The 14256-nt window shown below is 57.7% G+C and carries 10 protein-coding genes; 5 read left to right on the top strand and 5 right to left on the bottom strand.

Annotated features, from left to right (window positions below; all coding sequences use genetic code 11):
- The first annotated feature begins 130 nt into the window (after positions 1-130).
- Both G6M89_RS15295 and G6M89_RS15290 read left to right on the top strand, forming a co-directional pair.
- Positions 131-1588, top strand: a complete 1458-nt coding sequence (locus G6M89_RS15295; RefSeq protein WP_165162758.1) for a DUF1254 domain-containing protein — start codon at positions 131-133, stop codon at positions 1586-1588.
- 291 nt (positions 1589-1879) lie between these two features.
- The gene (locus G6M89_RS15290) at positions 1880-3004 is read left to right on the top strand and encodes an HAD family phosphatase (protein ID WP_165162756.1); all 1125 of its coding nucleotides are present in this window, start codon (positions 1880-1882) and stop codon (positions 3002-3004) included.
- Positions 3005-3244: 240 nt separating this feature from the next.
- On the opposite strand, the gene G6M89_RS15285 is transcribed toward G6M89_RS15290, so the two are convergent.
- Positions 3245-4120: a DUF4397 domain-containing protein gene (locus G6M89_RS15285; RefSeq protein ID WP_165162755.1), complete on the bottom strand. Its 876-nt coding sequence runs from the start codon at positions 4118-4120 to the stop codon at positions 3245-3247.
- A 300-nt stretch (positions 4121-4420) separates the two neighbouring features.
- On the opposite strand from G6M89_RS15285, the gene G6M89_RS15280 reads away from it, so the two are divergent.
- On the top strand, positions 4421-6067 hold the full coding sequence (locus tag G6M89_RS15280; protein WP_165162753.1) for a globin-coupled sensor protein: 1647 nt from the start codon (positions 4421-4423) through the stop codon (positions 6065-6067).
- 176 nt (positions 6068-6243) lie between these two features.
- On the opposite strand, the gene G6M89_RS15275 is transcribed toward G6M89_RS15280, so the two are convergent.
- The 3 genes from G6M89_RS15275 to G6M89_RS15260 all read right to left on the bottom strand — a co-directional run bounded on the left by G6M89_RS15275 (position 6244) and on the right by G6M89_RS15260 (position 10738).
- Entirely contained in the window at positions 6244-7332 is a 1089-nt protein-coding gene (locus tag G6M89_RS15275) for an SDR family oxidoreductase (RefSeq protein ID WP_165162751.1), read from the bottom strand.
- A complete protein-coding gene (locus G6M89_RS15270) occupies positions 7320-8906 on the bottom strand; it encodes a succinic semialdehyde dehydrogenase (RefSeq protein ID WP_165162750.1) in 1587 nt (528 codons plus the stop codon). The genes G6M89_RS15275 and G6M89_RS15270 overlap by 13 nt, the downstream gene beginning before the upstream one ends.
- A 335-nt stretch (positions 8907-9241) precedes the next feature.
- Positions 9242-10738 (bottom strand): geranylgeranyl reductase family protein, encoded by a 1497-nt coding sequence (locus tag G6M89_RS15260; protein ID WP_165162748.1) that lies wholly within the window; start codon positions 10736-10738, stop codon positions 9242-9244.
- Positions 10739-11600: 862 nt separating this feature from the next.
- On the opposite strand from G6M89_RS15260, the gene G6M89_RS15255 reads away from it, so the two are divergent.
- The gene (locus tag G6M89_RS15255; protein ID WP_241175367.1) at positions 11601-12689 is read left to right on the top strand and encodes a hypothetical protein; all 1089 of its coding nucleotides are present in this window, start codon (positions 11601-11603) and stop codon (positions 12687-12689) included.
- Positions 12690-12702: 13 nt separating this feature from the next.
- Complete coding sequence (locus G6M89_RS15250; RefSeq protein ID WP_165162744.1) at positions 12703-13920, top strand: hypothetical protein; 1218 nt, start codon at positions 12703-12705, stop codon at positions 13918-13920.
- A gap of 217 nt (positions 13921-14137) precedes the next feature.
- On the opposite strand, the gene G6M89_RS15245 is transcribed toward G6M89_RS15250, so the two are convergent.
- On the bottom strand, positions 14138-14256 hold a 119-nt coding region (locus G6M89_RS15245; protein ID WP_165162743.1), incomplete at its 5' end, for an integrase core domain-containing protein.

Below are 14256 nucleotides of genomic sequence, written 5' to 3'. Positions count from 1 at the left end.
TCCATCGATCACTATCATCGTGCCATGAAATCCTTCTCGAGTATCGGCACCGAATTATATGGAATGCTGGTGTGTGAACGTGTGAGTCGGTCCCAATTGCTGCTGTGGGCCACTTAGAGAGGCACGAGCCATGAGCAACGAAACAAACCACACGACGACAGAAGGTAGTCAGGAAAGCGATACGGATAGCAGTGTAGTATCGATCGCAGAAGATGCCTACCGCTACGGACTCCAGCAGGTCATCTACTACGTGACGCGCTTCAACTACACGCAGAAAGAGGACAGCAACTTCTTCGTGGGCGTCAATCGGTTGTACTACCCCAACGAGGGCCGACCGATAACGGCCGACTTCACGGCTGTCGTCACTCCGAACGCCACCACCCTATACGCAATGGGCGCCCTCGACCTGCAGGACGGCCCCATCGTCATCGAGATGCCCGAGGTTACCGACCGCTACTTTTCGCTCCAGTTGATGAACCAGTATGGAATGTTTCCCCTCTACGCCGGGAATCAGTTCAACGGCACTGACGCGCGATCGTACCTGATCCTGCCGGACGACTACGAGGGCGAGATTCCAGACGACTTCGCCGCGACCGACGTCGTCCAGGCAAGAACGAATACGCTGTTTACGAACGTTCGGTACGCGCTGGGCGATCCCACGGACGAATCCGAGATCGCGTACGTCAACGACCTGCAGGCACAGACGACCATCACCCCGCTTAGCGAGTGGCTCGAAAACGACCGCTCGAGCGTGCCGCGAGCGGAACAGTCAGTCGTCCCCGGCGACTACGAGACGATCCCGCGAATGACGGAACTCACAGCACAGCAGGTCGAAAATCAGACCGCAGCGGACTTCTTCACCCTCCTCAACCTCGTCCTGAACGACCCGAGCATGTCGCTCATTGACGACTCCCGAAAGGAGGCTGCGATGCTCGAGCGGCTGGAGCAGGTCGGAATCGGCCCGGGTCTGGAGTTCGACTGGTCAGCCCTCGAGACCGACGTCCAGGAGGCGCTGACCGGTGGGTTCGAGAGCGGGTTCGAGCGCGTCAGAGCCGCCGTCGTGGAGGGTAACAGCGACATCATGGTTGACATGAATGGCTGGAACGTTATTCAGAACACGGGGGACTTCAGAACCGACTGGTTGACCCGGGCTGCCATGGCCGACTTCGGTTTCGCGGGCCCCGACTCGCCCGCGTCTCACATCGGTGGGATCATATTCACCGACGCGAACGGCGACCCACTGGACGGATCGAACCGGTACACCATCACGTTCGACCTCGATGACCTGCCGCCAGTCACCGAGTTCTGGGAGGTTCCAATCTACGATGCGCAGGGCTACTTCGTCGAGAACGACCTCGACCGGTACAGCATCAACAGCTATATGCTCGAAGAAGGACTGTTGCACACCGAGGCCAACGAACTCGTCATTTACGTACAATACGAGGAACCGGACGATCCCGAGCAGGCGACGAACTGGCTGCCAGCTCCCGACGGAGGCATGCGCTTTACAGCGCGGTTCTTCGGCCCCCACTGGTCGCTGGTCGACGGGTCCTACGACATGCCCGAAGTCGTCCCTGCGGAGGAGTGATCGCTTTTACCGTCATCCCCGACTAGACCGTTATCTTGCATTTTCTGTATCCAGCACGCCGTTTTTGTCAGCGGATCTGGAGTTCGGTCAGCGTCTGCTGAATAGACGGCTCGAATGTAGCACACACTGATAGTTGTGAGCGCTCGGGAAGTCGGAGATAGTTATCAATCTAATACTATCCTCACGTGTTGATATTATTCTCAAATGTCGGTGCTGATTTATATAAGATGCTGACGTGGGTTGTCTGAGTCGGTCCACTGCTGCAGTGGGACACTCAGAAAGACACGAGCCATGAGCAACGAACAACCAGACACGACGGCGGAATCGGACTTCGAACCGCTGCGAGCAACCCGCCGCGCCACAGTTCGCGGGGCGGGCCTCGCCGGACTGCTCGCGCTGGGCGCCGGTAGCGCCACGGCCCAGCGAGCCGATCCGAGTGCGAACGCCCACCTGAGTCGAAACGAGACCGCTGAGGTGCTTCCGTCCTGGAACGACGGCCAGACCAAGCAGGCCATCCTCACGTTCGTCGAGGAAGTGACCACGCCAGACTCCCCCGGCTTCGTACCACCCGCTGAGCGCATCGCCACGTTCGACAACGACGGCACGCTGTGGGTCGAGCGGCCAGTGTACGCCCAGCTCGCCTTTACAGCGGACAGAATACAAGAGCTGGCCCCTCAGCACCCGGAGTGGGAGGACGAACAACCCTACCAGGCGGCACTAGAGAACGACCTCGAGACGCTGGTGGCGATGGATCAGCAAGAGATCGTCGAACTGCTCGCTGCCACGCACGCCGGAATGACCACAGCAGAGTTCGCGGAGATCGTGACCGACTGGCTGGATACTGCGCGCCATCCGCGTTTCGACCGGCGCTACACGGAACTGGCCTATCAGCCGATGCTGGAACTGCTCTCGTTTCTGCGGGCGAACGAGTTCGAGACGTTCATCGTCTCCGGCGGTGGCGTCGAGTTCATGCGACAGATGAGCGAAGCGACCTACGGGATCCCGCCAGAGCAGGTGGTCGGCTCGACCGGGAAGACTCGCTACGAGATCCGGGACGGCGAGCCGGTGCTGGTCAAGCTGCCGGAGGTCGATTTCGTCGACGACGAGGAGGGCAAACCAATGGGTATCCACACGTTCATCGGCAGGCAACCCATCGCGGCGTTCGGCAACTACGTCGGAGACCGCGAGATGCTCGAGTGGGCCGATGCAGGGGATGGTCCCCGGCTGTGCCTGCTGGTTAACCATGACGACGCCGAGCGTGAGTATGCCTATAGTATGGACGAAGACCTAACAGGTGAGGTGGTCGACGAGTCTGCCCAGCCATTTATCGACGTCGCAGCGGAGCGGGGCTGGGTCGTCACCAGTATGAAAGACGACTGGGAGTACGTCTTCCCCTTCGAGAAAGCAGATCGCTGAGGCGCTCCCATCCGATGTATCTCGATCGGGCACCACCGCTGAACGGCCGATACGACGACGTCGACGGGAAACTCGGTGGCGTTCCTGCGCGTCTGCTCTCCTCTCACCTCACTCGTATCGCTGTGAGTGCTTCGAACATCGCAAACGTGTCGCAGTTGCTCATATGTTCGGCTGTACCTGTGTGAATACACTCACTACCCCATGGCAGCGAGAATTTTCCACGGCCGGCAGTCGGAAGTGTCACGTAGCCTTCTTCTCTGTCTCGTTTTTCTCTGGTTCGTCTTCTTTCAGTTCCTCTTCAGGCTCTTTCTCCGGCTCGTCTTCTTCAGGCGTCTCTTCGTCCGGTTCAACGTCCTCTTCGTCTGGGAGGGAATCCTCCGTGAGGAGGATCTCGAACGGTTCATCGGCAGGTGCCCCCTCCGGCTCGAGGTAGCCAATCGCGAACGCGGAGTAGACGGTTCCACCGGCGAGGGACACGTCGACTTCGAAGACGCTGGTCTCTCGGTCACCCGCGGGATAGATGTCCAGTGTATACTCGCCTTCCGGGACTTCGACGTAACCGGATTCGCCGAACCCGACGTTCTCGAACAGTGCGTCCCCATTTTCACCGGCGACGACGTCCACCGCAGGCGCATCGGGTGAAGCGTGAAGGACGCGAACCCGAGCGGTACTCGGATCGACCGGGCTGTTGTCATCGTCGAGAAACAGTGCCTCGAGGGGCTGGTTTTCGGCGGCCACTTCGCCGATCACTGCGAGGAGACCGTCGACGGTAGGGTCCTCGTCGTCGACCTCGACGGTCTCTTCCAGCACTGCGTCGGCTGGGTCTTCACCGGCGGGAACGACCTGAATCGTGTACGTGCCAGGCGGGAGGTCGCGGTAGTCGGTGACCGTCCCGTACGGGATGCCCTCGCGGACCTGCTCTCCGTCGACGTAGATGTCGATGTCGGGTGCGTCGGGTGAGAGGTGTGCCACTCGAGTCTGGAAGCCGGTATCGGTCGGCTGGTCGGTCGGTTCGTGGTCACTCGAGGCGGCCGTGGTACCTCCGAGGCCACTGACCACCACGAAGCCGCTACCGATCTGTATCATTCGCCGTCGACTCACGCCATTTTCAGTCATGCGGGTGTCATGAACGACGATATCGGTAATAGTGCTACCACTTGCAGGCGGAGGCCGATGCAGTTCCGACCCTCGAGAGCGTTGAAGTAACACCCGCCGAAGCCGGCCCGTTCTATAGTAACAACTGAAACTGTGTACACACTACTGGCACAGCCATCGTGCGAGTAGGTGTGCACTGACTGTCAGTGGCTACTATCTTCTAACAGCGAGAGTAGTGACGGTCCCTCATGATTAGGGGTATTTCTATCGTCTGGAAACTAGAATCGGTCTTAAAGTCAGCGTCGAACAAGTTCACCTCGTATGTCCGACCAGTCCTTTGGCCAGGGTGGATTGAATCCGTATCTCGATGCCGACGAACTCGTCGAGCGTATCGGGCTCACGGAGAATGAGATCGACTGGCGAAAGCAATTCATCGGCTTTGATGAGACAGACGAACGGCGACTTTCTGATCTCGAGCCGTTACTTCGGCGGAATCAGGAACGGATTGCCGACGACTTCTACGACAATCTCTTGCAATACGAGCAAACTCGAGACGTCATCGGACGCTCGACAAAGAATTTCGACGGGTTGAAACAAACCCAGCGAGCGTATCTGGTGTCACTTGCGGCGGGTGAGTATGATCGCGAGTACTTCAGAAACCGTGCCCGCATCGGCAAGCTGCACGAGATGCTTGACATGCCCCTAAAACACTACGTCGGCCAGTACGGCGTCTACTACGATTTACTCTTGCCACAGCTGAACGAGCGAATCCAGAATCAGGTGGTCGAAGCGATCGAGGAATGGGCCCAAGAGTACGACGCCGAGGGACCAACTAGCGGGATGGAACGGCTCGCTGGCGCGTTGGGATTCGAAACCGAAGACGACACCGCCGACGGACTCGACGAGTCCTTCGAGCGAACCGTTCGCGGAGCAATCGACGACGGGATGATGGACGTTCTCTCGCTCCTCCGAATCATCAACCTCGACATGCAGGTTGCGACCGATACGTACGTTGATGCATATGCCGGACGCCTCGAGAACGAAATTGACCGACGAGAACAACTCGCCAGGGAAGTCGAAACCGACGTCGAGAACCCGGTTGCGGAACTCCACGAGGCGAGCGAAATGATTTCGAATCGCGCACAGCGGATCGGGGAGCGCACCGCCGAACAGGCGACGGCGGTTGACCACGTCGCGGGTGAACTCGGTGAGGTCTCCGCAGCGGTCGAAGAGGTCGCGAGCGTCTCCGATGAGGTTCGCCGGGAGAGCGAACGAACCGAACGGCTCGCCGCTGACGGTTCAAAGGCGGCAGACAAGGCACTCTCGGAACTTGTGGCGATTGAGGATGCCGTCGACCGCGTCTCGAGCGCGGCCGCAACGCTCGAAGAGCGCCTCGAGGAGATTGATGAAACCGTTGACCGTCTCGACGAACTGACGACTCGAACGACGATCCTCGCCAAGAACGCCCGGATCGAATCCTCGAGGTCCGATGGCGAAACTGCGATTGAGGCCCTTGAGGTCATCGCGACCGAGGTAGGCTCGTTCGCCGAACAAACGCGGGCAGACCTGTCGGCAATCGAACGAGCAGTCGAGGATGTTGCGACGGACGCCGAGGAAACGATCAAAGCAGCTGATGAGGCCGTTGAGCGGGTCGACGCTGGAGGTAATCAGATCCGCGGGACGGTCGATTCCTTCGAGGAAATCCACGAGGCCGCCAGATCGACTGCGACAGGAATGGACGATGTCTCGGCAGCGGCCGATCAGCAGGCTCACAGTGTCGAGTCAATCGCTGACTTGGTCGAGGAACTGTCGACGACGGCCGACGACGTCGCCGAGGCCACAGAGTCGGTTGCGGCTGCGAGCGAAGAACAGACGGCCAGCCTCCAAGCCGTCGGCAAGACTGTCTCGAGGCTCACGACCGAATCAGAACCGGCCGAACAGCCGGTGTACGAACGACTCGCAGAATAAGAGCGCCGTCTAGGTAGCGGGGTTTGAGAGGCAGGCAGGTCGTGAAACGGATCGAAAGCGACGGGTGAGCAGAAGTAATTAGCTGAAAGAGAGGTCATCTCCGATGTCGATTCAAGAACTATATGTTCCCATCGTCGCTCTCGTGGTCCTTCTGCTGGCAATCCTCGAGACTCCAGCTAAATCATTGGCTCGTCGCCGATAGCAGGATTCTCGAGAACGTACGCGACGAGTCGATCAACGTACGATTCAAACGGCGACACCTCGAGTTCGCTCTCCTCAAGCGCCTGTAGCGTCTGTGGGCAGGCGTATCGTGTCGGATGGTCGAGGTAGTCGAGGGTTGCAGGTTCGAGCGGGAGTGACGGTGAAAGCCGACTTGACACCGTTCGTGCGATCGGTTTCGTCGTCGGCAGCGCGACGGTACGATGGCCGGCTGCCTCGGCGAGGACGTCGACGAACTGCGGGACGGGTAGGGGTGCAGAGTCGCAGAGCTGGTAGACCTTGCCAACGGTCTGCTTGGATGAGCTGAGGTAGTCGATTGCGTCGACGACGTAGTCTCTGGGGACGACGTTTAGCTCGGCATCGCTCGAGCCTGGCAGCGTAAACGCCACCGAGAGCCACTTTGGTTGGGCCAGCAAGAGCCGGAGCAGATAGTAGGGGCCGTCGTACTTGTCGGTCTCGCCTGTCTGACTATCGCCGACAACGATCGCGGGCCGGTAGATCGTCGCGGGCAGGCCGGCGTCCATCTGATCCTGGACTGCGACCTCCGCGTGGTACTTGCTCTCCTCGTAGTGGTTGTTGAACGTCTGACCCTCCTGCAGGTGGTCCTCGGTGAACACGCCATCGTATCGGCCACTGACGTAGCAGGTGCTGACGTAGTGGAACCGATCCACGTCGTGATTGTCAGCGAACTCGAGAACGTGTTCAGTGCCCCGAACGTTGACGGCTTCCGCCAGATTGCGGTCGACAGCGAGGTCGTAGACGGCCGCAAGGTGGTAGAGTTCGCGAACGCCCGCGAGCGACTTCTCGCCCAGTCCGAGGTCGGGTTCGGTGATGTCACCCTCGTAGAGCCGAACTGCGTCATCGTCGACCCTCTCGATTCCGGCGGTGATCTCCTGTGCTCGCCTGCGTGCGGTCTCGAGGTACTGCGACTGGACCAGGCAGGCAACCGGTCCGTCACCGCGGGCGAGGACGCGCTCGAGCAGTGCGGAGCCGAGAAAGCCTGGAAATCCAGTGAAGAAAACCTCGGTATCAGTCACGGCAACCACCTGGTGAGTCGCCGCTGAACCTTTGTCAGTCCGAGCATGAAGTGCGCGAACCAGCGCGGGGAGACGCCAGACGGCGCGTCCAGCGGGCCGATCCGTGAGGTCGCGATCGTCCGGGCGTCGACATACCGCCGGAGTCCTTCGGGGCCGTGACGACGGCCAAGCCCCGAGTCGCCGAAGCCGCCCATCGGTGCGTCCGTCGCCGCCCAGCCGACGGTGTACGGATCGTTAACGCAGACGGTACCACAGTCGATCTCGCGTGCGACTGCACGGCCACGCTCACGGTCGGGCGTCCAGACGCTGGCGTTCAGGCCGTACTCGGTGTCGTTTGCCCGTTCGATCGCCTCGTCGACGCCTGAGACCGGGTACACGGAGACGACGGGACCGAACGTCTCCTCGCAAGCGACCCGCGAGTCGGGATCGACGTTTGTCAGGATTGTCGGCTCATAACAGAATGGACCGACATCGGGTCTAGCACGCCCACCCGATAGCAGCGATGCACCGTCCGCGACCGCGTCGTCGACGTACTCCTGGACAGCCCTCAGATGGTCGCCATCGATTAGCGAGCCGATATCGGGCCCGTAGTCGAACTCGAGACCGAGTTCGAGACGCCGCGTGGCGCCGACGAAGGCGTCCACGAACTCGTCGTACCGTCGGTCGTCGACGTAGATCCGTTCGGGAGCGAGACAGAGCTGTCCCGCGTTGGTGAACGCACCCTTGACCGCGCCGCGAGCGGCCGTCTCGGGATCGGCATCGGCGAGGACGACCATCGGGTTCTTCCCGCCGAGTTCGAGCGAGCAGTCGATCAGGTTCCGGCCGGCCTGCTCGGCGACCGTTCGACCCGTCTCGGTGCCGCCGGTGAAGGCGACGTAGTCGACTTCGTCGATCAGCGCGGGACCGACTGTCGCTCCCTCGCCGGTGACGATCTGGAAGAGACCGTCCGGCAGCCCAGCCGCCGCCAGCAGGTCCGCGAGCGCCAGCGCGATAAACGGCGTGCGCTCGTCGGGTTTGCAGACGACGGCGTTGCCGGCGAGCAAGGCGGGGATCGCGTCGGTCATCGCGAGCGTCAGCGGATAGTTCCACGGCGAGATCACGCCGACGACGCCGACGGGGTCGTACGTGACCGTCGCGTCGGAAGCCAGCGGTATCGCACCCGATCGATCCGCGTCCGCGAGTATCGAGGGGCCGTTCGCCGCGTAGTACGAACACGTCAGCGGGACGTCAAGTATCTCCTCAACAGCGTGGTGTCGGGCCTTCCCCGTCTCGAGTTGCACCACATCGAGCAACTCCTCTCGGCGTTTCAGGACGAGGTCTCCGAATCGCTGGATGATCGCCGCCCGCTCGTCGACTGTCACCTGCTCCCAGTTATTTTGGGCCGAGCGAGCACGTTCGACCGCACCCGCAACGTCGTCACGCGTACAGGCTGGGATCGCTCCAATCGCCTCATCGGTGACTGGCGTTCGAACCTCGAGCGACGACCTGTCGTCGGACGTCTCGATGCGAGCCGCGAGGTGCTCGAGGTGCCCGCTCTCGAGGGTCGTCTCCTCGACGATTCGCGATCCGCTTGTCTGTGCCATATCTTGAGTTTCGACTCGGGAACTCCTGTAGTTTTGGTACGCTGAAGTATGGTGTATGGAAGTGTCGATGGGTTCGGCATCCAAACGCGCACAACTTGAGAGATCATTTCCATCCGCTACCAGTTGCGAGCCGTAGTGATACACAGGACACAGAGTTGCCGGACGACCATCGTCACGTGAGTCGTTTTGTCTTCGATCGGATCGCGGAGCGACTCGAAACGCTGTTGACGTAACAGTTGACAACAAAATCAATTCTTCGGACAAGAATATAGTCCATTCTGACAACTAGGGATAGTCTTCTCGTTCGCATACCCAGAATCGGGGCTTTGCCTCCCCTACAGCGAATACTTGTACTCGTCAGGGGAGAGTCCAAGGTCGTCGTAAAACGCCTGATCGAGTTGCTTTCGATGTGCGAGCCAGTGTTCGAACCCGTCTCGATCTTCCGGATACCGGTCATAGTGGCGTTCGTACGTCGCGACGTGGTCACGCGTCGTTTTGACGCCGCGGATCGCGTCGTACAGTTCGCCCTTACTCGCACCGAGTGTGTCGAACGTACCAGTGCGATACTCCGAAACGAAATTTTTGAGAAGGCCACTGCCAACGAGTAGTTTACTCTTGAGACTGTCTATCTCTGCCGTTGTGCCGACAATTTCGCGAAGCTCTGCCTCTGGCAGGAGTGCTGCGACAGCGCGAAGGAGGTGTAGGTCCAGGGAACTCGCGGCGACGTTGTAGGCGTCCCACGAGGCGAGTTTCGCGGCTTCGCCGTGTTCGCGATAGAGCCAGCGGTTGTGTTCCCAGAGCCCGGCCTCGGAGACATCGCCGTCTTCGATTGCCTGTACGGCTGCCCGCCCAGCCGAGTACCCCGAATACGCTGCTCCACGAATCCCCTTGCCTGTGATTGGGTGTGTCGTTCCAGCCGCGCCACCAGCAGTGAGATAGCCCGGTGCAACCATCGAATCTAGCGGTCGCCGGAGGGCAATCGCAGATCCGAGTTTGTTCGTCTTGCCGAATCGCTTCGCAACCGTTGCTCCCTGAAACTCCGGACGACCCTCGAGATCGCGGCGGACGCGGTCAGCAAGCGGGATTGGGTCCTTGTTCATCTGGAACCCGAGTCCGACGTTGATCTGGGTCGGCGTCCGTGGGAAATACCAGATGTAGCCAAGTTCCTCGAGTGGTTTTCCGACGATGGCGTTGTGGTATTCGACTGGCGATTCGGTCTCGATAATCTCGCGGTAGGCCGACCCGAAGTGGGTGTAATGGGGCATCTCGAACGTCGGCTCGCCTGCAGTCTCGAGAGCGTCGAACTCGACCAGATCCTGTATGATTGACTGGGCGCCTGCGGTGTCGATCAGGACGTCACAGTCGTAGGTTACTGGCTCGCCGTCTCGAACCGCTTTGACGCCCGTGACGCGTCCGTTCTGGATGACATCGTTGACCACCGTATCGTAGTGTTGCTCGGCCCCATTCGCTGCGGCTTGCTCGAGGAGTCGCTGACCAAACTCGTAGCGGTCGATGACGTTGCTGCCTGGCTCGTCGTAGGGCAATACCTTCCGAACGCCGAGTTGCTCGTCCCAGTACTCGATCTGGTCGATATTGTTGTCGATAAGGACGGCCTCGTCGTCCGCAATCGCGTCCATGTCGATCGGTCCTGGATAGTGTGTGGGCTTTCGTGGGCGTTTGATCGCGTCGCCACAGGCGATGTACCCGCCCTGTTCTCGAGGTTTGCGTTCTAACTGCACAACGGCTAATCCCTCCGCTGCTGCTGTTGCCGCCGCAAAACAGCCCGCTATTCCGCCCCCGACAACGACGATGTCGTACTGGTTGCGCGCCATTAGCTCTGTTCTTGGCTTAGGAAATGGGCACCGTAACTCTTGCTTTTGCGGTGGTTTGGCGGCTGTCTGCATACTCACTTGACAAATTGAGTTGGTTGCCGGCCACAAGCGAAAAATTACGATCCAATCGAAGCCGCTCGTTCGACCGGCTCCTGTCACACTTCGTTTTCTTCCGTCCGAAGTAGTATTTCGTCTGTGAATCATATCGGTCCAGGCCTATGGTCTCCAACCTGTCTGCTCTCATAACTACTAAAAATAATATATTTATTGGAATAATATTACTTGTGGGTTCTCCAAATGACTGTTGCAGTGACCAAAACTACTAAGAGAGTCTCAACTAACACCCAAATGAAACGTCGTTCGGACAAATATATCAGAGTGAACCAGTGTTAAATATGGGGAGAGAAAGGAAACAGTCAACTCATCAAACGAATTCAGATAAGTTGACACGAAGGGGGATGGGGAATCGCTTATTACAACGTCGACTTCGTACTTCGGAGAGGTTCTTATGAGGCAGGAACTGCTTCGCTTTCTCCGGCAGCATGGCGAAAAACTTGCTCTTGGTGTGTACCTTATTGTAGTCGTTGCAGTCACACCACTGCTAGCTCAGTTGTTTGCATCAGGATGGGAGCGCGGTCATGTTCTTCCAGCAATTTTCGATTTCCGGCACTTAGTTGGAGTTGGACAAGACCTTTTTAACATCGCATTTTTGGGTCTTGTGATCGGATTATTGTTGGTCTTGACGCTTGACCCAAAAAAGCGAGTATCGGCACTACTGCTTTGGGTTGGGCTCGGCACACTCATGGTCGGGTTTAGCACGACGGGAACATTCTTGCCAAACATTCAGGGTGCTGAGACTGTCATGTGGGCTGCTCCGGGACTTGCAGTTGGACTTCTTTTCGGGGGTGTACTGAAGACACTCACACTCAAATCGACTGGAACCTTTGAATTCCGCCGCGCAGGGAAATTCATCTATCTACTGCTCATCGTTCTCGTTCTCGTTTCGCTTATCGAAGCTCATCTGGCATATCCAGAATTCTTGGATATTTCTGCCGATGGTATTGCGATCTATTCGATCGATACAAGTGCAATTTCGATCAACGTCGATGGTCTCCCAGAACATACTATCGCGGCTGGGGTTGCAGTGGTGACGATGCGGCGATTTATTCGGTACGATTCAGATGATGACTTCTTCGTCCTTGGACCACCAGGGTCTGGGAAAAGTCTGCTCTTGATCGGCGCCTATCTCGAGGCGATTGAACGAGGCCGGGATAAGAAAATGGCCAAACGGGAAGCACTCAATCCAAGTCAAGACCTCATGGAACTCGTGGAGTTCCTTGACCGAGATGATACTGATTGGATTGTCGAAGCAACTGGTCGGAGTGAACTCAAGAACCTCGAGTTTCAGTTCATCAAAGGGCAACTATTCCCGAAGAACGTCACCGTCTCGAGTGTTGATTATGCTGGCGAGCATCTCAGCCGGATCCCTGATGCCCTCAACGGAGAGATCAGTAATCCTGATGCTGAACTTGCACAGCTTACAGCTGGTGTCGAAGAGGCATCGACACTGATTCTGTTAGTCGACATTGAGCGCTTCGTGAATAAGGAAGGACTTGGTATTGCTGAGTATTTCAGCATTCTCGAGGCTGCAGAGGAGAAAGAGGTTGTCGTTGTCGCCACAAAGGCGGATCTGTTCGCAGAGCAGTTCTGGGAAGAACACGATCTCAAAGCGCACGAATCGTTCGGAAAGTTCCGTGATTACGTTGGTGAGCAACTCCGTCAAAGTGAGCGATTCAGTGCGCTCCTTCGCCAGACCCCAGAAGTGGATGTTCACCCAGTGTACTACGAAACAACCGTTAACGAAGAGGGAGAACGCGTTCCAGTTCGTGACGAGTCTGACTCGCTTGTCACAGTCGGGTTCGATCGACTCCTCAAGCGACTAGGTCAATAGCATACCTGCACCCATGACAGAACTTACAATATACGACTCTCAAGGTGAACGATACGATAATAGCGCTAAAGTAGATCAGCGCCTCGAGCAGTTCTTCTTTGGTGGCGTTCGTGCGTACCTCGATATTGGATCGACATCAGAACTGATCGTGTTTTTCCGTGCCCGTGAGTCAAAACGAGGGCGTGCTGAGCAGTACTACGCCGTCTATCGCACCCAGGAGTTACGGAAGTTGTTCGAACGGTTCAAGCGCGATCTTCGACAGCGTGTCGAAGAGTACGGTATGACACTCCAGACGACCAGTGATGATGTTGCGGTATTCAAGGGACTCGGTCCGGGTGGAACGTCTACTCCTGGAACGCCAACTGATCATGACCATTTCGAGTCCCTATTGCAGAGTGGTCATCAGGTCCACGTCGGTGTCCAGGATGCTGACTCAGCCCTTGGTGTATTGCGAAAATACAGTCAAGGAGATGCAAAAACGATTGCCATTGGCGAGAATACAGCGATTGATGCTCTCGAGGACTGTGACCTAACAATCGAGATTGGCGATTATAGCGGACTCGAACCGCTCAGAGAAACAGAGGAGTTGATCGCCGAACGAACAGCCTCACAAGAGAGTCACTCAGGGAGTGATCGACCACTGGCCACCGGATCGAGTTCAGGCCAATCGTCGTCTCGAGGGCGTATATTGAAATTCGGTGCGCTTGGCCTGCTTGGTCTCGTGGGATTGATCGTGTTGGCTATCGTTGGAATCAACGTTGCTGCGCTTCAGGGCATCTCTCATTCCGCCACAGAGCCACTGACTGTCGTCGGAGAAGGGGAGGATACGTCCGAACCTGTAACGCCAACACTCGAGAACATCACAATTGAGGGTGCTGAAGACAACCCGCTCGTTGTCGACGGTGAAACCCAGGAGGAACTTCAGGTGACGCCTGCTGATGATGGAACCATCTCTATCAGTGCGGATACGGAGTTCTACCAGTATAACACCTCGATGACCCACGAGGGCACAACAATTCACACCGAACCAGGAATTGCGAATGGTGACTTCACTCGACCGTATCAGAGTTCAGACCTCACAAACGGTGAGTGGGAACTCCAGATCACTGCCGGTGAAGACCCAGACAGTGATGAATGGCCGGAAGCCTCTGAAACAGTTACCGTCATCATTGACGGTCTCGAAGAGGAGTCTGAATCTGAGGAGGAAGACGGATCAGAAGACGAGTCTTAAGAAACTCTTGAATTGGTGCCTTGGATTTGTTCACAGGTATTGGCGGCAACCGAACCTGAACGCATGGTTGTCGGAAGTCGTATCAGTAATGATTTGATAGCGCGGAGGGACAGTCTGGCAACGACAGTCCGATTCCCGCGCTATCTTAATATGCGGGCAGAGTGATAAAATAGTTGTGGTTATAATTGGCTTGAGGGTTAATTTTGACCGGCACTGTCTAGTTTAGCACCTCCTCAGTCGGCGTTCGTCCATCGAGCGATTGATGCGGTCTCTGTCGGTTGTAGTAATGCACAAATTGTTCAATCCATTTGCGAGCGCTCCGCCGACTGCCCACCC

Origin of the sequence: Natronolimnobius sp. AArcel1, from assembly GCF_011043775.1 — an archaeon.
In the GTDB taxonomy this organism is placed as follows: domain Archaea; phylum Halobacteriota; class Halobacteria; order Halobacteriales; family Natrialbaceae; genus Natronolimnobius.
This window is presented reverse-complemented; position numbering and strand designations above follow the sequence as displayed.